The 18982-nt window shown below is 67.9% G+C and carries 20 protein-coding genes and 1 pseudogene; 12 read left to right on the top strand and 9 right to left on the bottom strand.

The features are described 5' to 3' along the window. Positions 1-19: 19 nt before the first annotated feature. Both AOZ06_RS43910 and AOZ06_RS43905 read right to left on the bottom strand, forming a co-directional pair. Positions 20-1888: a diguanylate cyclase domain-containing protein gene (locus tag AOZ06_RS43910; RefSeq protein WP_054294774.1), complete on the bottom strand. Its 1869-nt coding sequence runs from the start codon at positions 1886-1888 to the stop codon at positions 20-22. Between the two features lie 6 nt (positions 1889-1894). Next, on the bottom strand, positions 1895-2470 hold the full coding sequence (locus AOZ06_RS43905; RefSeq protein WP_054294773.1) for an alpha/beta hydrolase: 576 nt from the start codon (positions 2468-2470) through the stop codon (positions 1895-1897). 346 nt (positions 2471-2816) lie between these two features. On the opposite strand from AOZ06_RS43905, the gene AOZ06_RS43900 reads away from it, so the two are divergent. From AOZ06_RS43900 to AOZ06_RS43890, 3 genes are all read left to right on the top strand, one after another. Continuing rightward, complete coding sequence (locus AOZ06_RS43900; protein ID WP_054294772.1) at positions 2817-3095, top strand: hypothetical protein; 279 nt, start codon at positions 2817-2819, stop codon at positions 3093-3095. A gap of 124 nt (positions 3096-3219) precedes the next feature. Further along, complete coding sequence (locus AOZ06_RS43895) at positions 3220-4512, top strand: choice-of-anchor B family protein (RefSeq protein WP_054294771.1); 1293 nt, start codon at positions 3220-3222, stop codon at positions 4510-4512. Between the two features lie 75 nt (positions 4513-4587). Next, positions 4588-5433, top strand: coding sequence for a hypothetical protein (locus AOZ06_RS43890; protein ID WP_054294770.1), 846 nt, complete (start codon positions 4588-4590; stop codon positions 5431-5433). A 220-nt stretch (positions 5434-5653) separates the two neighbouring features. Here the strand turns inward: AOZ06_RS43890 and AOZ06_RS58215 are convergent. From AOZ06_RS58215 to AOZ06_RS43885, 3 genes and pseudogenes are all read right to left on the bottom strand, one after another. Further along, a pseudogene (locus tag AOZ06_RS58215) lies at positions 5654-5887 on the bottom strand (beta/gamma crystallin domain-containing protein); the annotation flags it as partial. A 200-nt stretch (positions 5888-6087) separates the two neighbouring features. Then, entirely contained in the window at positions 6088-6264 is a 177-nt protein-coding gene (locus AOZ06_RS53215) for a DUF397 domain-containing protein (protein ID WP_063810220.1), read from the bottom strand. Continuing rightward, positions 6264-7124 carry a helix-turn-helix domain-containing protein gene (locus AOZ06_RS43885; protein ID WP_054294769.1) on the bottom strand — a complete coding sequence of 287 codons (861 nt, stop codon included), beginning with the start codon at positions 7122-7124 and terminating at the stop codon, positions 6264-6266. The genes AOZ06_RS53215 and AOZ06_RS43885 overlap by 1 nt, the downstream gene beginning before the upstream one ends. Positions 7125-7260: 136 nt before the next feature. Here AOZ06_RS43885 and AOZ06_RS43880 point away from each other — a divergent pair, with 136 nt between their 5' ends. Both AOZ06_RS43880 and AOZ06_RS43875 read left to right on the top strand, forming a co-directional pair. Beyond that, the gene (locus AOZ06_RS43880) at positions 7261-7536 is read left to right on the top strand and encodes a hypothetical protein (protein ID WP_054294768.1); all 276 of its coding nucleotides are present in this window, start codon (positions 7261-7263) and stop codon (positions 7534-7536) included. Beyond that, a complete protein-coding gene (locus AOZ06_RS43875; RefSeq protein ID WP_054294767.1) occupies positions 7533-7817 on the top strand; it encodes a hypothetical protein in 285 nt (94 codons plus the stop codon). The genes AOZ06_RS43880 and AOZ06_RS43875 overlap by 4 nt, the downstream gene beginning before the upstream one ends. On the opposite strand, the gene AOZ06_RS43870 is transcribed toward AOZ06_RS43875, so the two are convergent. After that, complete coding sequence (locus tag AOZ06_RS43870; RefSeq protein WP_054294766.1) at positions 7814-8314, bottom strand: amino-acid N-acetyltransferase; 501 nt, start codon at positions 8312-8314, stop codon at positions 7814-7816. The genes AOZ06_RS43875 and AOZ06_RS43870 overlap by 4 nt on opposite strands. A 163-nt stretch (positions 8315-8477) precedes the next feature. Between AOZ06_RS43870 and rimO the strand changes: the two genes are divergently transcribed. The 7 genes from rimO to AOZ06_RS43835 all read left to right on the top strand — a co-directional run bounded on the left by rimO (position 8478) and on the right by AOZ06_RS43835 (position 15044). Continuing rightward, the gene (gene rimO / locus AOZ06_RS43865) at positions 8478-9839 is read left to right on the top strand and encodes a 30S ribosomal protein S12 methylthiotransferase RimO (RefSeq protein WP_054294765.1); all 1362 of its coding nucleotides are present in this window, start codon (positions 8478-8480) and stop codon (positions 9837-9839) included. Next, positions 9836-10504 (top strand): CDP-diacylglycerol--glycerol-3-phosphate 3-phosphatidyltransferase, encoded by a 669-nt coding sequence (gene pgsA / locus AOZ06_RS43860; RefSeq protein ID WP_054294764.1) that lies wholly within the window; start codon positions 9836-9838, stop codon positions 10502-10504. The genes rimO and pgsA overlap by 4 nt, the downstream gene beginning before the upstream one ends. A gap of 59 nt (positions 10505-10563) precedes the next feature. After that, entirely contained in the window at positions 10564-11004 is a 441-nt protein-coding gene (locus tag AOZ06_RS43855; protein WP_054297370.1) for a CinA family protein, read from the top strand. 122 nt (positions 11005-11126) lie between these two features. Continuing rightward, positions 11127-11642: a helix-turn-helix domain-containing protein gene (locus AOZ06_RS43850; RefSeq protein WP_054297369.1), complete on the top strand. Its 516-nt coding sequence runs from the start codon at positions 11127-11129 to the stop codon at positions 11640-11642. A 246-nt stretch (positions 11643-11888) separates the two neighbouring features. Further along, positions 11889-12728 carry a PspA/IM30 family protein gene (locus AOZ06_RS43845; protein WP_054294763.1) on the top strand — a complete coding sequence of 280 codons (840 nt, stop codon included), beginning with the start codon at positions 11889-11891 and terminating at the stop codon, positions 12726-12728. Between the two features lie 19 nt (positions 12729-12747). Next, positions 12748-13533, top strand: coding sequence for a phage shock envelope stress response protein PspM (gene pspM, locus AOZ06_RS43840; RefSeq protein ID WP_054294762.1), 786 nt, complete (start codon positions 12748-12750; stop codon positions 13531-13533). A 239-nt stretch (positions 13534-13772) separates the two neighbouring features. Further along, positions 13773-15044 (top strand): uracil-xanthine permease family protein, encoded by a 1272-nt coding sequence (locus AOZ06_RS43835; protein ID WP_054294761.1) that lies wholly within the window; start codon positions 13773-13775, stop codon positions 15042-15044. 45 nt (positions 15045-15089) lie between these two features. Here the strand turns inward: AOZ06_RS43835 and AOZ06_RS43830 are convergent, their stop codons facing one another. The 3 genes from AOZ06_RS43830 to AOZ06_RS43820 all read right to left on the bottom strand — a co-directional run bounded on the left by AOZ06_RS43830 (position 15090) and on the right by AOZ06_RS43820 (position 18947). Next, on the bottom strand, positions 15090-16118 hold the full coding sequence (locus AOZ06_RS43830) for a quinone-dependent dihydroorotate dehydrogenase (protein ID WP_236952503.1): 1029 nt from the start codon (positions 16116-16118) through the stop codon (positions 15090-15092). A gap of 1196 nt (positions 16119-17314) precedes the next feature. Then, positions 17315-18106 carry a DNA-formamidopyrimidine glycosylase family protein gene (locus AOZ06_RS43825; RefSeq protein ID WP_054294760.1) on the bottom strand — a complete coding sequence of 264 codons (792 nt, stop codon included), beginning with the start codon at positions 18104-18106 and terminating at the stop codon, positions 17315-17317. Further along, positions 18099-18947 (bottom strand): ParA family protein, encoded by an 849-nt coding sequence (locus AOZ06_RS43820; protein WP_054294759.1) that lies wholly within the window; start codon positions 18945-18947, stop codon positions 18099-18101. The genes AOZ06_RS43825 and AOZ06_RS43820 overlap by 8 nt, the downstream gene beginning before the upstream one ends. Positions 18948-18982: the final 35 nt, after the last annotated feature.

Genomic DNA, 18982 nt, shown 5'->3' with positions numbered 1-18982 from the left:
TCGAACGCCCCACATCTGGTCAGGAACTCACCGGGTCGCTCTGCTCGACCGCGACGATATCCGCACCCAGCTCCTGCCAGCGTTCGGCGTCCTGCCACGTCGGCAGGCCGTCGACGATGACCGAGGTCCCGGCCGCGCGCACGAGACCGAGGACGTGCCGCAACGCCTTGCTGGTCAACGCGCCGGGGTGGCGCAGGCGGCGGTCGAGCCGGACCGCCTTGATCGGCAACGCTTCGAGGAAGGCGATGTCCGCGAGGCCGAAGTCGCGGATCTCGATCCCGACACCGGTGTCCGCCAACGGCAGCAACCGGTCACCAGCCGGGACGCTCACGCACAGCCGGTCGGGTGGCGTGCCGGTCAGCGCCGTGATCCGCTCGACCTCGCCGGGGTCGGCGGTGACCAGGCCGACGTGCACCGGAAGTCCGAGGTCGGCCGAGCACACCTTGCGCAGCAACCAGTTCTCGGCCCGCACCACACAGTCCCAATGGGACAACCCGGCAAGCGTCAGCACCGCGTCGGCGCCGACCGGCTGCCTGCCCGGCAGCCGGTGCAGCGGCCGGTAGGTCACCTCCACCTGGCCGGTGCGCAACGCGGTCGGCAGGACGGCGATGGACGTGGCGCGTTCCCGGTCGGCCGGGGCGTGCAGCGACCACTGGCCGATGCCGAGACCGCGGGCGCGCGTCAACGCCAGTTCGGCCGCGGCGAGCACGTCCGCCGAGTCCGCGTTCGTGGCGTTCACCACGCCGATGGCGGCGGTCAGGACGATGTGGTGCCCGGCGACCTCGATCGGCGGTCGCAACGCGTTGCGCAGGTGCCGCACGATCATCTCCGGCTGTGTGAGCGGCATCAGCACCGCGAACTCGTCGGCGCCGAACCGGGCGACCAGCGTGTTCTCGGCTGCCACAGCGGCCCGCAGCCGGTGCGCCACGTGCATGAGCACGGTGTCGCCGACCTGCCTGCCGAGCCCGTGGCTGAGCGTCGCGAAACCGTCCAGGTCGAGGTGGCAGACCGTGACACCGCGCCGCAGCACGGTTTCCAGTGTCGAGGCGAAAAGCTGGCGATTGGGCAACCCGGTCAGCATGTCGTGCAATGCCGTGTGCGTCATGCGTTTGCGCAGCAGCTGCAGCTCGCTGTAGTCCTCGAAAACCAGCACGAAGGCCGCGGGCTGCGGCTGCGTCAACGTCAGCCGGGTCCAGGCGAGCTCGCCGTCCTTCCCGACGAGTTGTTGCAGCCGCTGGAAGTTGCGCGTGTCACGGCCGAGCAGCGAACGGAACAGCGCGGCGTCCTTGCGCGGCACGACGTCGAAGAGGTCGTGCCGGTCGAGTTCCTTCTCCTCGTAGCCGAGCAGCACGCACAACGCGTGGTTGACGCGCAGGAACCGGCCGTCCGGGTCGGTCAGCGCGATCGCCGTGGTGCACCCGTCGAGCACGTGGTCCAGTTCCGCCGAGACCTCGTTGAGCTTGCGCCGCGTGTCGCCGAGCGACGCCTGGTGCAGCTCCTCCTGCTGGGCGGAAACGGCCTGCTGCGCCGCCTCGCAGTACCCGGCGGCCAGCGCGCCGGCTGCGGAGAAGATCCGTTCCGTGTGGTGCGGCAGCCCGGCCAGTTCCGGCACCGCGCCGAGCCAGGCACCGATAAGGTCCATTGTGGACGACATGGCTTCCGTTCCGCCGGAACGCACGTCGGCCAGCCGGGTCCCGACGTCGTACGCCCGCTCGGGGGTGAACGGGTCGCTGGTCAGTGCGGCGATCAGGTCGTCGAGCAGACCGGCGAGCCGTTCTTGCAGCTCGCCGGCCCCCAGCGGGACGTGTGTCCGCGCGGTGACCGCGTCGGCCCAGCTGCGGACGATCTCGGTCCGGGCTGGACCGCGGTGGGACTGCGGCGCCGTCATGGCCGATCAGAGGTCCACGTTGCCCTGGATCCACGCCCGGATCGCCGCGCGGTGATCGTCCGCGTGCAAGGGCGCGTCCTGCTGACCGTCGGCGACCATGACGGGCACATCGGCGCCCAGGGACGTCGGCTCCAGCCGTTCCGTCATTCCGGTCAGCACGACGCCGTCGGCGTCGCGGTAGGTCGCCGCGGCGCGGACGACGATGCCGGCACCCGTCGAATGGCCGGTGAGCACGACCTTGCCGAACCGGTTTTCGCCGACCGCGCCGGACCTGAGCATCCCGACGACCTGGTGCACCACTGATGCCGCTGCGTCCGCTGAGCGCAGCGGCTGCGAGCCGTCGCCGGAGCCCAGGCGGTCGATCGCGAACGTGGCGTACCCGGAGGTGGCCATGTCGCGCTGGTAGGAGCGGTCGCCATCCGGCAGGTCCCAGTACCCGCGGTTGTCCATGCTGCCGTGGACAAGCAGTTGCACGGTCCTGGGCGTGCTGTTGGCAGGCAGGCACAGTTGCCCGCGGACAGCCTGCGGCAGCAGGACGACCGTGCAGCGCGCCGACTCAGCAGCGGGGGACGCGGTGGCCACGACGGCGCTACCGGAAAGTGCGAAAACGGAGATCAATACACCGGCAAGACTTCGTTTCGGTCGCACGGAGGTCTCATCTCCCGATTTGGTGACGAAACTGAAACGTGAATGCTACCGCCGCCATCTGCGCGTGTGCCCGTTGTTCATCCGATCGGGTGGGTTTCGCTGTGGTGAGCTGTCCGCACATATCGTTTGCGTCTGCTTGATCCCGAGCGGGCAATGATCGAGAAACCACCTGTGCACCGGTCTGTATCGATGTTGAAAAAGTGAATACCGTCACGAGGTGTGACTATTTTTCAGGTGCTGGACGCAATTTCGACATGAACCGGTTGCCTGCGGTTTCTTCGTGATCCGGGAGGAGCGGCAGACGGTGCCGCCGGCGCGCGGTGCGGTTCTGTACGAACTCGGGAATTCGCCGATTCCGCGACTGCCGATCAGGATTGCCGACCGCGGCAGGCTTCCGTCGGCGGGCGTCCGGTGGTCGGCCGCCCCGCGGCGGCGGCTGCCGGTGCGAGGCGCCCCGCTGTGGTCGCGGTCCGTCGGCCTCGGCCTCGGCCTCGGGTGGCGGGGTGACCAGGGCTTTCCCGCGCCCGGATGCCTCGCCGATGTCCGAGTGACGGCTTGATGGGGAAAATCTGGTGAATTAACACAGTGTGATATCCGACGATCGGCCCATCCGGTTCGTGGGTTGGCGATTTACCGTCATATCGCCCAACGCGTCCCTGCCTCTGCGCGGATGGAGTACTGCTATGCGGTTCCCGGAACGGCTGACCGGATTGGCCCTGCTGGCCGCCGGTGTCGTCGCGATCATGTCGAGCCCGGCTTCGGCGCACGACCCCAACTCACCCGAAGGTCGTGCGGCTCATGCGAAGTTCGCCGCCGACCTTCAGCCACCGGACCGCTCGCCCGCTGTGACCGGCGCAGCCGCTGTCCCGTGCACGAACGGTATGGCCGGCCAGTACCCGTGCAAGAACGTCGACCTGCTGTCGGTGCTGCCCCTGTCCAGCATCGGCGGCGGTCAGGGCAACAGCATGTGGGGGTGGACGGACTCCAGCACGGGCAAGGAGTACGCGATCGTGGGCAGGTCCAACGGGGCCTCCTTCGTCGACATCTCCACGCCGACGAGCCCGAAGTACCTCGGCAACCTGCCGTCGCACAACGGAACCAGCAGCTCATGGCGTGACATCAAGGTGCACGCGAACCACGCGTTCGTCGGCGCGGACAGCATCAGCGGTCACGGCATGCAGGTCTTCGACCTGACGAGGCTGCGTACGGTGACATCTCCGCAGACTTTCACGGCGGACGCCCGCTACACCGGCTTCGGCCCGTCGCACACGTTGGCCGTCAACAACGAGACCGGCTACATCTACGCAGTCGGCTCGAACACCTGCAACGGCGGCGTGCACATGGTCGACGTGCGCAACCCGAAGAGCCCGGTCAACGCGGGATGCGTCAGCAACGACGGGTATGTCCACGAGAACCAGTGCGTGGTCTACCGCGGCACGGACACGACCTACCAGGGACGTGAGATCTGCTTCAACTACAACGTCGACACGCTCACCATCGTCGACGTCACGGTCAAGTCGAGCCCGCGTCAGATCGCCCGCAAGGGCTACACCGGCGTGCGCTACAGCCACCAGGGCTGGCTCACCGCTGACCACCAGCGCCTGCTGCTCGACGACGAACTCGACTCGGACTCGCCGGGCACCAAGACGTTCATCTGGGACGTGCGGGACCTGGACAACCCGATCAACACCGGCGTGTACACCTCGCCGACGATCCAGGCGACCGACCACAACCAGTACATCATCGGCAAGTACAGCTACCAGGCGAACTACCGCGCCGGCCTGCGGATCCTCGACATCACCGGGATCGCGCAGAACCGGCTGAGCGAAGTGGCGTACTTCGACATCTACCCGTCCAGCAACGGCAGCGGGTTCAACGGAGCGTGGAACGTGCATCCGTTCTACGCCAGCGGAACCGTGGCCATCAGCGGTATCGAGCAAGGTCTTGTGCTGGTGAAGCCCACTCTCACCAGCTGACCGGCGCCGGTCTGGCGGAGGGGGTCACCCTGCCGGTTCCCTCCGTCAGACCGGCGTTTTCCCCGGAGGTGTTCGTTGCGCGAGATCCACTGGGCGACCAGGACCGGCCTGATAGTCCTGGTACTGCTGGTGTTCGGTGTGGTCGGCTACGTCGTGACCCGCCCTTCGCCCGCGGCGCACCACATCCCGCCGCCGGTGGTGCCGCACAGCGACGGGCTGTCCGACAACCAGGACGGCTTCAGGTTCAACCCCGTCGTGGTCCCGCGGGAACGCGGTGCGGCGATGCCGATCGCGTTCCAGATCATCGGCCCGTCGGGCAAGCCGGAGACGTCGTTCCCGGAGAACCAGACGAAGCAGCTGCACTTCTTCGTGGTCCGCGACGACATGCAGGCCTACCAGCACGTCCACCCGGAACTGCGCGGGGACACCTGGCACACGACAGCTTCCGTGCCTGACGGCGGCGCCTACCGGATGTACGCGGAGTTCATCGGCCGCGATCCGCTGCACCCCATCGTGCTCGGCACGGGGTTCATCATCCCCGGCGACACGACGTTCGTGCCGCTGCCGGAGCCCGCGGCTCGCGCCGCGGTCGACGGGTTCGTGGTGACACGCCCGGAAGGCGCGGCCCAGCCGCCGGTCGGCAAGCCGTCCACGGTCCGGCTCCGGATCACCGACGCGTCAGGTGCGCCGGTGACCGCACCCGAGGAACACCTTGGCGCGTACGGGCATCTGACCGGGTTCAACGCGATCCTGCACTCCGTGACGCACCTGCACCCGTTGCAGCGCGTGGGAACGGCACTGCCGGACGGTGAGCTGGCCTTCCAGGCGAACTTCGCCGAACGCGGCGAGCACAGGCTGTTCCTGGAGTTCCGCGTCGGCGGGACAGTGCGCACCGCTGCCTTCACGGTCTTCGTGACCTAGTGGCTCGTCTCGGAACGTCGCTGGTCCTATTCGGCGGTTCATGGTTTCCGCTGGGCGTGCCGCAGGAAGGGGCTTGTACCGGGTTGTACCAGTGCCTTTCCGCGGCGCGGCCAGCGGGAAGCTGGGCCGTCGAGAAGGCTTGTCAACGTTCGAGACGGGCCACTAGGAAGGCCAGGACTTGCCACGGCCACCCCGTGGCAAGTCCGTCATCACGGCCTGCTCACCAGATCTTGAACGCTATGACGTGTGGTGGGTTGCGGGGGTAGGTGATGTCCTTCCACCGCCTGACATCCACTGCTTCGCCGTTGTTGTCGGCATAGGAGATGTCGTTCCCGGTTGAGATCCTGTCCACCCACATCGCGTTCTCGTCCGGTCTCCACAGTAGACCTCTTCCATGGCGAACGCGGCTCCGACAGGCACAGTCAGCGTGACCGCTGCCGCTGTGGCAGCCTCGGCTGCCACAATGCGCACCACCCTTTTCCTCAACGAGATCACCGGCTCCTCACCGAATCGAACAAGGAGTCTTCCTTGCGGTGCAAATGATTTCGGTGACGCGCGGCAGCCATGGGAACCATGGCAAGCAGCGCGGCGGACGCCGGAGATCGTGCCCTCGCGGACACCGGGACGGGTCCTTCGGTACAGGACGCCTCGTGGTCAGCGCTTGAGCAACGTGAGGAAGGTGGTGAACTCCGTGCTGCCGAAGGCAAGTAAGCCTGTGCCTGGATTCTTGCTGTCGCGGACGCGAGCGGCGTCACGGCTGACAGCCAGCTGTACGCAGTTGTTGTTGGGCGCGCTGAATGTGCTGGTGCGCCACTCCTCGTGAGTGTTCATCATCCCCGCTCTAGCGCCTGGACCTGTTCCCGGATGAGCGCTGCCGAGTCCTCGATCGTCAGCGTCAACGGCAACGTGGCCTCGATCGATCTGGCGAACTTGGCGACATCCTTCGCCTTCTCGATCCATTCTCCTCCGCCCGGGTACTCCAGGTACACAGCATCCGGGTAGTCAATCTGGGCGAAACCGAGCCAGGTCACCGCGCCGGTCATCACCTCGTACTCACCGGCCGCGAAGGGGATCACCCTGATCCCGATGTTGGGGCGTTCACCGAGTTCCAGCAGATGGCGGAGTTGGTCCGCCATGACCACGGACCCGCCCACCGCCCTGCGGACAACCGCTTCGTCGAGCAGGACGCTGAAGTCCAGCGCATCCGGCCCGTCAAGGCGCTTCTTCCGGCGATCCATCGACACCGCGTCTCGCTCGGCGTCGATCGGTGACGCGATGAACCGAGTGGAGATCTCGTATATCCGGGACCGGTACGCCGGTGTCTGAAGTGGACCGGGAACCATTGTCTGCTCCAGAGTCCGGGCGGCCAGTGCCTCATCCCATGCCTTGACGAAGGCCCGGTACTTCGGCGGCATCGCCGTCGAGTGCTCCACCAGCGCCGCGTCCTGGTGCGCTTCCTCCCACAGTTCTTCCGCCTGCTGCCGCTGGGCGTTCGTGGCGCCGTAGAACCCGAGCATCGCGGTCAGCCGGGAGTAGTCGCACATCGTGTGGCCGGTCTCGATCCGCGACACCACCGACGCGCTCTTGCGCAGGAGCTTGGCGACATCGTCCGGCTTCAGCCCGGCCTGTTCGCGCAACCGCACCAGGAACACGCCAAGCGCGCGCTTCCGGCGAGTCTGCACACTGGCCATCGGTCCTCCTTGTTCGTGAACGTCACCCCATCGAGCGCATTGCGGCTGCTCATTGCTTCGGCCTATGGTTGGCGAGTAGCGCTGATCGCTGGCAAGCGCTCAGCGCCGAACATTAGCACGACCGACGGAGGTACTCGTGACGCACGTGCTCGCCGCAGTGCTGAGGGACGCCATGGTCGTGCGCCTGGCAGGCCTGGACTCGTTGGCCCGCAGGGTCGACGTGCCCGTGGTCGAGCTACGCAGCCTCACCGCGGCGATGCGGGAGATCCTCGAACTGCACCAGCCCGACGGCCACGGCCGCTGCCGCGGTTGCTCAGCCGGGCTGCGCCGCGGCCGCAAGTTCCCGTGCCGCGTGTGGCTCATCGCCCGTCGCCACCTGCTCGCACCGACAGACAAGGAGCTTCACCGATGAACACCCAGGATCGCGTACGCCGGCTCGTCGACGAGAACGACCTGAGCGAGCGAGCCGCCGCTTTGGTTGTCTCCCAGTCGCCTCGCCTGTTCGCCATCGTCATCGAGCACGAGGACGGCAACGCACCCGAGATCGCCGGCTGGGGAATCGCGTTGGCGGAGGACGCACACATGGTCTCCGCGAACGGCCGCAGCTACTACGCCCTCGCCGAGGCTGAGAACGCCCTCAACTACGTCCGCAGCGCGCCCGGGGTCACACAGCACTTCGTATGGGTCGCTTAGAGCTCCATCACCATGCGGCTGTTGCCGAGCGTGTTCGGCTTGACGTACGGCAGGTCCAGGAACTCCGCCACACCCTGGTCGAGCGAGCGGCGCATCTCCTCGTAGACCTCGGGGCTGACCGGTGTTCCTTCGATCTGGTGAAAACCGTGCCGCTCGAAGAAACGGACCTCGAACGTCAAAGCGAACAACCGCGACACGCCGAGCTCCTTCGCCGCGGCGATCAACCGCTCCAGCAGCGCGTGCCCGATCCCGGTCCCCAGCGTCTGCGGCAGCACCGCGATCGTGCGGATCTCGGCGATGTCCTCCCACAGCACGTGCAACGCGCCGCAGCCGACCAGTTCGCCGCCCTGCTCGGCCACCCAGAACTCCTGGATGTCCTCGTACAGCGTGACCAGCTGCTTCGTCAGCAGGACCTTGCCCGCGTACCGGTCGATGACCGTCTTCATCGCCCGCACATCCGTGGTGCGGGCGCGCCGCACAACCGTCGTGTCGTCCACGTGCCCCAACCAGTGTGTTCCTAGAGTTCACCCAATTTAGCCCGCCACCTCCCGCGCCGCCCCATCGTGACGAGCTCCGGCCTTGCCACTGTGGTCGGAGTCTCGTCCCACGGGCGGTTACCCTGATTCGGTGCCTTCCCCCACCGCGAAGCGTCGCGTCGCCATGTTCACCCTCGGTTGCGCCCGCAACGAGGTCGACTCCGAGGAGCTCGCCGGGCGTCTGACCGGCAGCGGCTGGGAGCTGGCCGAGACCGACGCGGCCGACGTGATCGTCGTGAACACCTGCGGCTTCGTCGAGCAGGCCAAGAAGGACTCGGTGGACACGCTGCTGGCCGCCGCCGACACCGGCGCCAAAGTCGTCGCGGTCGGGTGCATGGCCGAGCGCTACGGCAAGGAGCTCGCCGACAGCATGCCCGAGGCGTCCGCCGTCCTCGGTTTCGACGAGTACCCCGAGCTGGCGGAGCGGCTCGACGAGGTCCTGCACGGCAAACAGGTCGAATCGCACGTACCGGTCGACCGCCGCACGCTGCTGCCCATCACGCCCGTGCAGCGCCAGGACACCGAACTGTCCGTCCCCGGCCACGGGTGGGGCCCGCGCGTCATGCGCACGCGCCTGGACGACTCGCCGGTGGCCGCGCTGAAGATCGCGTCCGGGTGCGACCGCCGGTGCACGTTCTGCGCCATTCCTTCTTTCCGCGGCGCGTTCGTGTCGCGCACGCCGGACGAGATCGTCGCCGAGGCGCAGTGGCTGGCCGGGAACGGCGCCCGCGAGCTGTTCCTGGTCAGCGAGAACTCCACCTCGTACGGCAAGGACCTCGGCCGCGGCATGGACCACCTCGACCGGCTGCTGACCCGGCTGGCCGCGGTCGACGGGATCAAGCGCGTCCGCGTGTCCTACCTCCAGCCCGCCGAGACCCGCCCCGGCCTGGTGCAGACCATCGCGACCACGCCGGGCGTCGCCGACTACTTCGACCTCTCCTTCCAGCACGGCAGCGGCAAGGTGCTGCGCCGGATGCGCCGGTTCGGCGACTGCGCCAGCTTCCTCGGGCTGACCGCGCAGATCCGCGCGCTCGCGCCGAACGCGGGCATCCGCACCAACGTCATCGTCGGCTTCCCCGGCGAGACCGAGGAGGACCTCAAGGAGCTCGAGCGGTTCCTGATCGGCGCGCGGATGGACGCGGTCGGCGTGTTCGGCTACTCCGACGAGGAGGGCACCGAGGCCGCGGGCTTCGACGACAAGCACGACGACGACACCGTCGCCGAGCGCGTCTCGCGGATCTCCTCGCTGGTCGAGCAGCTGACCACGGAGCGCGCCGAGGACCGCGTCGGCGACGAGGTGGTCGTGATGGTCGAACAGGCCGACGACGAAGTGATTGGTCGTGCCGCCCATCAGGCCCCAGAGGTTGACGGCGAATGCGTGATCGAGGGCGGCGCCGGACTTGCCGTTGGAGACTTCGTGCGATGCCGAGTCGAGAACGCCGAAGGGGTCGATCTCGTCGTCCGAGCCCTCGAGGTCGTCACGTGAGCACCGCGCCCGCCGATCCCTCGCAGGAGACGCCCGAGACGGCTTCCCAGACACCGCCACCGGACTCGCCACCGGTCCAGGCCGTGCCCGTGCGGCACGTGCCGCTGCTCAACATCGCGAACATCCTCACGGTCAGCAGGCTGGTCCTCGTCCCGGTCTTCCTGTTCGCCCTGTTCGCCGCGGACGGCGAGTCCTTCGGCTGGCGGCTGACCGCGACGATCGTGTTCGCGGTGGCGTCGCTGACCGACCAGCTCGACGGCTGGCTGGCTCGCAGGCACGGCCTGGTCACCGACTTCGGCAAGGTCGCCGACCCGATCGCGGACAAGGCACTGACCGGCGCCGCCCTGTTCGGGCTGAGCATCCTCGGCGAACTGCCCTGGTGGGTGACGATCGTGATCGCGGCCCGTGAGATCGGCGTGACGCTGCTGCGCTTCTGGGTGATCCGCTACGGCGTCATCCCGGCCAGCCGCGGCGGCAAGCTCAAGACGCTCACCCAGATCGTCGCGATCGGCTTCTACCTCGCGCCGCTGCCACTCGCGTTCGACGTGGTCCAGTGGATCATCATGCTCGCCGCCGTGGCGCTGACCGTGGCGACCGGACTGGACTACGTGGTCCGCGCGCTGCGGCTGCGTGCCCAGGGCATCAGGGCGCGGCGGGCGGCGTGAACCCGCTCGTCGAGTCGGTCGGCCTGTCGGCGGGCAAACTCGCCGCGTTGATCGCCGACATGCGGGCCAACGGTGAGACGGTCGCCACAGCCGAGTCGCTAACTGCGGGTTTGGTCACCGCGGTGCTCACCACCGTGCCGGGGGCCAGCGCTGTCGTGCGCGGCGGGCTCGTGGTCTACGCGACCGACCTCAAGTGGGGACTGGCCGGAGTCGACCCGGACTTGCTCGCCGCTCGGGGAGCGGTCGACCCCGGCGTCGCCGTCCAACTGGCGACCGGCGCGCGTGACCGCTGCGGGTCGACCTGGGGGATCGGACTGACCGGTGTGGCCGGGCCGGACTCGCAGGACGGCGTCGCGCCGGGCACCGTGCACGTCGGCATCGCAGGTCCGACAGGCGCGAACGTGTCGACGATCACGGTCGGCGGTGACCGGCACGAAGTGCGCGCCGCGAGCGTGCGCGCGGCCGTCGACCTGCTTGCCGGTCGGGCCGCGGCACCCTGACGGGGGAACATTCGGCCACGCTCAGTCGTTCGCCCTTGGCGTACGACGGGTCAAGTCGGTGCGTGATGTCGGCCAAGCTCGGTAACGTTGTCGGCACGGGCCCGCCGGTGAAGGGAGGCGCGATGACTGTGCTGTTGCGTGAGGCGATCGGTGATCGGCTCCGCCATGCCCGCACGATCCAGCGCCGCACGCTGCGCGAGGTCTCCCGGACCGCGCGGGTCAGCCTCGGCTATCTCTCCGAGGTGGAGCGTGGGCAGAAGGAGGCGTCCAGCGAACTGCTGGCCGCGATCTGTGACGCGCTCGAGCTACCGCTGCCGGAGCTGCTCTACAACGTCGCGAACGACATGAGCGGTATCGACCCGGAGAAGCTGCTCGAATCGGCACAGCAGTCCGAACAGCCCGCGCAGAAGACCCCCGCCCCGACCGGCGGCGGCAGCGGCGAGGCGAGCATGTCGGCGAGCATGTCGGGCGCGGCGCTCGACGGTGGATCGCTGGGTGTGCCGGACGAACTGCTCGGCGCGGGCGACATCGGGCTGGACACTGTGGTCGGCGACACCCTGCAGGATCTGCGGATACAGCCGGCGCTGTCGCACCGGATCGGTCCCGACATCGCCAGGGCCAGCGTTTTCGCAGCTTGAGCAGGCACTGATGCCAACCGGCCGGGCTCGTTCGTCGAGCCCGGCCGGTGCTGTGTGTGTAGAAAGGTCTCAACCAGGTCAACCCGGTGTCCTGGGGCCGACCCGTGGTGGATGATCAGGGCCATCCCTGATTTACCCCTGGGCCCGGTGGAACGACAATCGCGCACCTGACACGATGGAACCTGGACAGGTACCCGGGTCGTTGCCTGTGGGCAGCCGAAGTACGCAAGAAGGCAGGCGGAGGAGATGGCCAACCCTTTTGTGAAGTTCTGGAAGTATCTCATGGCGTCGTTCTCGTCCAAGATTGACGAGCACGCCGACCCGAAGGTACAGATCCAGCAGGCCATCGAGGAGGCGCAGCGCCAGCACCAGGCCCTCTCGCAGCAGGCCGCCGCTGTGATCGGAAACCAGCGCCAGCTGGAGATGAAGCTCAACCGCCAGCTCGGCGAGGTGGAGAAGCTGCAGGCCTCGGCCCGGCAGGCGCTCGTGCTCGCCGACGAGGCGCGCAGCAAGGGCGACGACGCCAAGGCGACGCAGTTCGAGAACGCCGCGCAGTCGTTCGCCACCCAGCTCGTCACGGCCGAGCAGGGCATCGAGGACCTCAAGACGCTGCACGACCAGTCGCTGCAGGCCGCGGCGCAGGCCAAGCAGGCGGTCGAGCGCAACGCGATGGTCCTGCAGCAGAAGCTCGCCGAGCGCACCAAGCTGCTCAGCCAGCTCGAGCAGGCCAAGATGCAGGAGCAGGTCTCGAAGTCGCTCAACCAGATGAGCGAGCTGGCCGCGCCGGGCAACACGCCGTCGCTCGAAGAGGTCCGCGACAAGATCGAGAAGCGGTACACCACCGCGCTCGGATCGGCGGAGCTGGCGCAGAACTCCGTGCAGGGCCGGATGATGGAGGTCCAGGCCTCCACGACCGAAATGGCTGGTCAGTCGCGTCTGGAGCAGATCCGCGCGTCGATGGCGGGTGGCGGTGCCAAGCAGGTCACGAGCGGTCAGCAGACCGCCGCGAACCCGGCTGCCAACATCCAGGCCGAGATCCAGCAGCGCGTGGCGCAGGAGCAGCGGGCGAATCCTCAGGGCAACTGACGCGAAAAGGATGTGACCGGTGGACAGGCCGCGTAGAGGCGATTTCCTCGAACTTCGCCAGGTCGTGGAGAAGCAGCTACGCGGCCCGGTCGCCGATCAGGTGCGATCCCAGCTGAGCCGCTGGTCGGATCCGGCGGCCAAGCTGGAGCGCCGCAAGAAACGCGCAGCCGCCGCGATGTGGTTCTTCATCTTCCTCGCGCTCCTGCTCGGAGTCGTCGGCGCGGTGATCGCCACCGGGACAGCGGACACGGCAGTGTTGTCCGGCGCGGTGGCAGGCGTCTTCGCGCTCGGCTCGCTGGCTCTGGGGGCGAAGTCGGGCGGCCGTCTGCGCCGCCTCAACAAGACACCCATTCCTTCAGCAGTACCCACGCTCCCTCCGGCGCGGTCGGCGGCACGGGAGCCGATGGAGCGCCTGGCGGACGCCGAGCGTGTCCTGGCTGACCTGCTACGACAGCTCAGCTCGCCGCGTAGCGCGGTTCCCGCGGATTCCGTGGAGGACGCCCGCCGCACAGGCGTCGAGGCCGCGAGCGCGTTGCGTGAGGTCGCCGGTGAACTCCAGGCCGTCGAGCGTGCCCGTGACATGGCTCCGGCCGCGGACCGTGCCGTGCTCGACGACGGTGTCCGCCGCATGCGTGAGCAACTCGACGAAGGTCTTGAGGGCTACGGCACGCTGATCGCGGCTGCGGGGCGTCTCGTCGCGGCCAGTTCTGCCGGTGGGCCGGACAACAACGCGCTCACCGACGCGACCGACCGTCTGCACGGTCTCGCGGTCGCTTTGCGTGAGATCTTTCCCGACCGTCGCTGAGTCCCTCTCGGTCGTCCAGATGGTTCGCCGGGTCTGTCCCGGCCACAACCGGGGATGATCACGACCAGTCGCCGTAGCGCCAATTGAGTCACTCTTCGTAGTTCCCTGTACCCCACGGTGGCATCTTCCTGCCGCGCCCTTAGGACAAACGTGTGATAACGGGAGGGTCACGTAGCGTCTTCGGCTACCTGACGTGGCAGTATTCCCGCAAGGTTCAGCGGGGAAGGGACTCGACAGTGATGCTGTGGTCCGTACACGGCGATGGCCGCCGGGTACGCGACGGTGAGCTGGTCGGCGCCCGTGAGCGACTCAGCTGGCCGCTGATGGCGGGCTTTGGCGCGCAGCACGTGGCCGCCATGATCAGCGCGACGATCTTCGTCCCGGCCGCCGTCGGCCTGCCGCCGACGACCACGTTGCTGTTCTCCGGCATCGGCACGATCGTCTTCCTGGTCGTCACCCGCAACCGGGTCCCCGGCTACCTCGGCTCCTCCTTCGCGTTCATGGCGCCGCTCGCCGCCGCCAAGCAGCACGGGATCGCCGCCCAGCTCGGCGCGGTCCTCGTCGCCGGCGGCATCCTGATCGTGTTCGGCATCGCGGTGAAGGCGCTGGGTGTGCGTCTGCTCGAATCCGTCCTGCCGCCCGTGGTGACCGGTGGGCTCGTGCTGCTGATCGGGCTGAGCATGGCGCCGTACGCGGCGCGTCCGTTCCAGGTCCAGCCCGGCATCGGCGCGGTGACCGTCGGCGCCATCCTGCTGTGCATCGTGCTGTCCCGTGGGCTGCTCGCCAGGCTGTCCGTGCTGGTCGGCGTGGGTGCGGGCTGGGTCGTCGCGATCGCGACCGGGCGGATCGAGTCAGCCAAGATCGACGCGCTGATCGACGCGCCGTGGTTCGGGCTGCCCGAGTTCCACGCGCCCGAGTTGCTGCCGTCCGTGATGGTGCTGTCGGTACCTGTCGTGCTCGTGCTGGTCGCCGAGGTTGTCGCGCACGTCAAGGCCATCGCCACGAGCAGTGGCCAGGACCTGGATCCCAGCATCGGTGACGCGTTGATCGCCAACGGCATCTCCACCGCCCTCGCCGGCGCCTCCGGAGGCACGGGAACAACGGCCTACCCGGCGAACACCGGCCTGATGATCGGCACGAGGGTGCTCTCGACGGCGGCGTGCGCGCTGGCCGCGGTGTGTGCCATCGTGCTCGCGTTCGTGCCCAAGGTGACCGCGTTGGTCGACACGATGCCGCCAGGGGTGGTCGGCGGCCTCGGGATCGGGCTGTTCGGCCTGCTCGGCATGGTCGGGGTGCGGATCTGGGCGCAGAGCAAGGTCGACCTGACCAACCCGGTCACGATCATGATCGCCGGTGCGGCCGTGATCGCCGGGGTCGGCGACCTGACGATCTCGATCTGGGGACTGGAGCTGCACGGAGTGGCGTGGGGCTCGCTCGTGATCGTGGTCGTCCATCCGGTAGTACGGCGGCTGCGGGCCCGCCGGGACAACCAAGGACCCAAAATCACCTGATCAGGTGACGATTGAACGAACGGGTCGACCTGGTAGCACTGACGGTCACCGGCGGGATTTGCTGATCCGGCGAACCAGCCCAGGACCGCGGTAGATGAACCCGGTGTAGAGCTGGACAAGGCTGGCACCCGCGTCGAACATGCGGGTCGCGTCGTCGGTGTCGAGAATCCCGCCCACCCCGATGATCGGCAGCTTGCCACCCGTCTGCTTGTGCACGAACGCGACGACGTCACGGGCCCGCTCGGTCAGCGGGCGCCCGCTGAGCCCACCGACCTGGTCGGCGAGGTGCAGATCAGCATGGGCCAGCCCAGCGCGGCTCAGCGTGGTGTTGGTCGCGATCACACCGCTCACGCCGTGTTCGTCGCACACCTCCAGCACCTCCGCGATGGCGCCGTCGGTGAGATCCGGCGCGATCTTCACAAGCAGCGGCCTCGGCGCCGACCGGTCACGCTCAGCCAAAGCCCTGCACTCGAGCGTCAACTCGGCGAGCAACTCGCTGAGCGCGGTGCGGTCCTGCAACCCACGCAGGCCAGGAGTGTTGGGGGAGCTGACGTTCACGGCGAAGTAGTCCCCGTGCGGGTAGAGCGCGCGCAAGGACTTGCGGTAGTCCTCGACAGCCTCCTCCACCGGGACAACCTTGGACTTGCCGATGCTGATGCCCAGGGGGACGGCGGGTTTGCGGCCGGTCAGCAACCGGTTCGCGAGCGCGTCGGCACCCGCGTTGTTGAAGCCCATCCGGTTGATGATGGCCTCGCTGTTCACAAGCCGGTACAACCTCGGCTGCGGGTTGCCCGGCTGAGCGATCGCGGTCACCGTGCCGACCTCGACGAACCCGAACCCCAACGCAGGCCACGCGTGCAGAGCGGTGCCGTCCTTGTCCATCCCCGCTGCCAACCCGACAGGATTCGGAAACCGAACACCGAAGACAGTGACAGGCGCGGCGACATTCATCACACGCCGCACCGGCCCGAGCACAGGCGCGGTCCTGGCGAGGATGGCAGTGGTCCTGTGGTGCGCGACCTCGGCATCCCCACCGCCGAACCGGAAAAGAGCCCGTCGAATCAGCTTGTACACGCCTACATGCTGCCTTGCCAGCAGTCGTTCGACAGTGCGGGGGCTTCGGAGGACAAGGAGATCCGCGTGTGCGGCGTGATCGGCGACGGCGGCCATGACAGCGGGAAGGCTGCGGCGCCGGTAGGAAAACAGCCAACGCCAGAAGGCCAGGTTCTCGCGAGAACGGCGCAGCGCCCGCCAGGCGCAGCGCCACAACGGGAAGTCCAGGACGATCACGGTGTCAGCGGCCCGCAGCCTTGCGTCGAGAACGTCGTGCGGGCCGAGATCGCCTTCGAGGATCCATCGCTGTCCGCTGGTGAGCCGACGCTGGACCTCCGCCCACTCGTCCTTCGGTGTCGGGGTGAGATCGGGCGACCAGAAGTGTTTGTCCAGCTCCGTTACCGGCAGGTTCAGGGCGGCTCCGAGACTTGTTGCCAGGGTTGACTTGCCTGCGCCACCTCGTCCGAGGATGACGACCTTTTTCATGGCTTTCGTTGTCCGGGTTGGTTCGTGCGTGTTTGGCTCTTTTCTTCATGGATCCGTTGTTGCACGGAACAAGCCTTCCCTCGCCGGGGCTGACCTCTGGGCAGGAGCACCCCCGAGGTCGACCTGTGCGTTCGCGCGCGAGCCGGTGTGGCTGGTCGTGTGTTGTGCGCTGGCCGATGGGGGCCTGTTCTGTTCCTGCGCTTTTCGCGTGAGCTGCGTCGGGCTGGTGTCGCTCACACCAAGTCGACAACCTCCGTGTTTGCGCCAAGCCGCTGTGGGCTGGCTGTCGCTCGACCGGCAGGCAGGTAGTCCTGCGTTTGCGCGGGAGCCATCACGGCTGGTTGTCGCCCTGACCAGCGTGCTTGCGTGCGGCACCATATCGCTCGGTAACCGGGCTGGTCGAGGGGCAACTGGTGGTGCCTTCGGGGTGGGCACCCTTCGATGGGCATAAAAAAACTCTCGGGGTGACTCCTCGTGCTGTGCACGAGGCCTGGGATTGGACGAACTTCCCAGGAACCCCGAGAGCCGGTGGCTGCTTTGGATTCGCCGACCAACGCCCGCGTCAACGGCGCTGGATGACCAGCGTCTGCCGTGTTCGGCGGCCGGCTGGAGCCAGATGGTGGTCCTTAGCGGACAGCCACCTCACGTGTCCCGTTGGTATACAACTTTGGACCACCTCCTCTCTCGTGTACATCCAACTTATGCCGAGTCGGGGGCGGGCGCCAACGAATTTATGTTCGCGGTTGGCAAACAGGGCAGTACCAGGTCTTCCGCACGTCCAGCCCGGCCCCCTGGTCGGCCACCCTGATCCTCCCGCCGCACTTCAGGCATCCCCGGCGGGTCTGCTCGTAGACCCACAGCTCCCGGCCGCGCATGGTGGACCCCGTTGTGTTCCTGCGCGGGTTCATGGCGTTGCGCCGCAGCAGATCCCTGCTCAGCTCCACCGCTCGGGCGGTGTCTACCCCGGACACCGGTGTCCACGGTGACACGCCGAGCAGGAAGCACACCTCTGCCTTGTAGACGTTTCCCACCCCTGCCATCACCCGCTGGTCGAGCAGCGCCACCCCGATCTCCCGCGCTGGGTCCGCCGCCAGTGCCCGCTGTGCGCGTTCGGCGTCCTCATCGGTCCATGACGGATCCAGCAGGTCCGGTCCGAGGTGACCGACGAGCCTGGATTCCTTGTCCGTGGCCACCAGTTCCATGTCGTGCAGGCGGACGCCGATCGCTTCGGCCGACGGGTGCGCCAGGATCACGCGGACCTGGTGACCCGGCGCGCGCCAGCGCGTACCTGGGCGGTGGACGTGCCAGGAACCATCCATCCGCAGGTGATTGTGGAGGCTGACGTCACCGGAGAACTGCACGAAGATGTGCTTGCCGACCGTCCGCACGCCCTGCACGGTCCGTCCGGCCAGGTCGATCGTCGACAGTCTGGGGTGACGTAGCTCACCGCGCGTCAGCGTGTGGCCGGCCAGTGCCTGTCGCAGCCGATGGCCGGCTTGGAAAACGGTGTCGCCTTCAGGCATCAGCCGCTTCGTCGCCGTCGCTCTCGGGCCACGCGAACTCGTTGTGCCGTCCGCGCCTCCCTGAGCGCAGTACACGCGCCAGGACGAGGTTGAACGCCAACGCGACCTCACGTGCACCTGGTGTGCCCCATTGGTGGATCGGCATACAAGCGCCTTGCGCCTGCTGTACGGCCAAACGGTCCGGCAACGCCACCGGCAGCACAAGCGAGCCGAAGTGCTCGCGTAGTTCCTGGATGCGGAACTGGTGCTCGTAGGAGCGTGGGCGTACGCGGTTGACCACGACACCCAGCGTCTTCAGCTCCGGGTTGTACTGCTCACGTGTCTCCGCGATGGCGTCGAACGCTCGTTGCGCGCCGGAGACCGCGTACAAGGTCGGCTCGGTGACGAGCAGAGCGCCCCCGGCGGCCACAAGCGCGGAGCGGGTCAACCGTCCCAGAGACGGGGGACAGTCCAGCAGGACCACCTCGTACGGCAGTTCACCGTCCTCGATGAACTTGTTGACCTCCTGCAACGCGCGGCCGAGGTTGCCGAGGCGCCGTGCTCCCGGGTTGGGGTGGTTGAGTTCCTCGACTTCCTCCGAGCCCACCAGCACGTCCACGCCGTCACCCCACGCGCTGGCTGTGATGGCGTCCCTGACCACCGCCAGCCTGGGGTTCTCCAGCACGTTCGCCAGGGTCGACCCGGTCTCCTCGGGGTCGAGCGTCGCGGTGGCGTTGCACTGCGGGTCGAGGTCGACCACCAGCGTCCGCGCGCCACGCCGCAAGGCGGCCGACGCCAGGCCGAGCACTACCGTCGTCTTGCCGACACCGCCCTTGAGGCTCAGTACTGCGACCGTCTGCACTCGTGGAAGCCTACGGCTTCAGACCACCGCCGTCT

It is taken from the genome of Kibdelosporangium phytohabitans (assembly GCF_001302585.1).
Classification (GTDB): Bacteria; Actinomycetota; Actinomycetes; order Mycobacteriales; family Pseudonocardiaceae; genus Kibdelosporangium; species Kibdelosporangium phytohabitans.
The sequence above is the reverse complement of the archived record's forward strand: the minus strand, read 5'-3'. Positions and strand labels throughout refer to the sequence as shown.

What these genes read in the sequence shown, in the direction of transcription:
- AOZ06_RS43910 (WP_054294774.1), bottom strand. Translation starts at nt 1,888, where the DNA reads ATGACGGCGCCGCAGTCCCACCGCGGTCCAGCCCGGACCGAGATCGTC.
- AOZ06_RS43895 (WP_054294771.1), top strand. Translation starts at nt 3,220, where the DNA reads ATGCGGTTCCCGGAACGGCTGACCGGATTGGCCCTGCTGGCCGCCGGT.
- AOZ06_RS53215 (WP_063810220.1), bottom strand. Translation starts at nt 6,264, where the DNA reads ATGAACACTCACGAGGAGTGGCGCACCAGCACATTCAGCGCGCCCAAC.
- AOZ06_RS43885 (WP_054294769.1), bottom strand. Translation starts at nt 7,124, where the DNA reads ATGGCCAGTGTGCAGACTCGCCGGAAGCGCGCGCTTGGCGTGTTCCTG.
- AOZ06_RS43875 (WP_054294767.1), top strand. Translation starts at nt 7,533, where the DNA reads ATGAACACCCAGGATCGCGTACGCCGGCTCGTCGACGAGAACGACCTG.
- rimO (WP_054294765.1), top strand. Translation starts at nt 8,478, where the DNA reads ATGTTCACCCTCGGTTGCGCCCGCAACGAGGTCGACTCCGAGGAGCTC.
- AOZ06_RS43855 (WP_054297370.1), top strand. Translation starts at nt 10,564, where the DNA reads ATGCGGGCCAACGGTGAGACGGTCGCCACAGCCGAGTCGCTAACTGCG.
- AOZ06_RS43850 (WP_054297369.1), top strand. Translation starts at nt 11,127, where the DNA reads ATGACTGTGCTGTTGCGTGAGGCGATCGGTGATCGGCTCCGCCATGCC.
- AOZ06_RS43845 (WP_054294763.1), top strand. Translation starts at nt 11,889, where the DNA reads ATGGCCAACCCTTTTGTGAAGTTCTGGAAGTATCTCATGGCGTCGTTC.
- AOZ06_RS43835 (WP_054294761.1), top strand. Translation starts at nt 13,773, where the DNA reads ATGCTGTGGTCCGTACACGGCGATGGCCGCCGGGTACGCGACGGTGAG.
- AOZ06_RS43825 (WP_054294760.1), bottom strand. Translation starts at nt 18,106, where the DNA reads ATGCCTGAAGGCGACACCGTTTTCCAAGCCGGCCATCGGCTGCGACAG.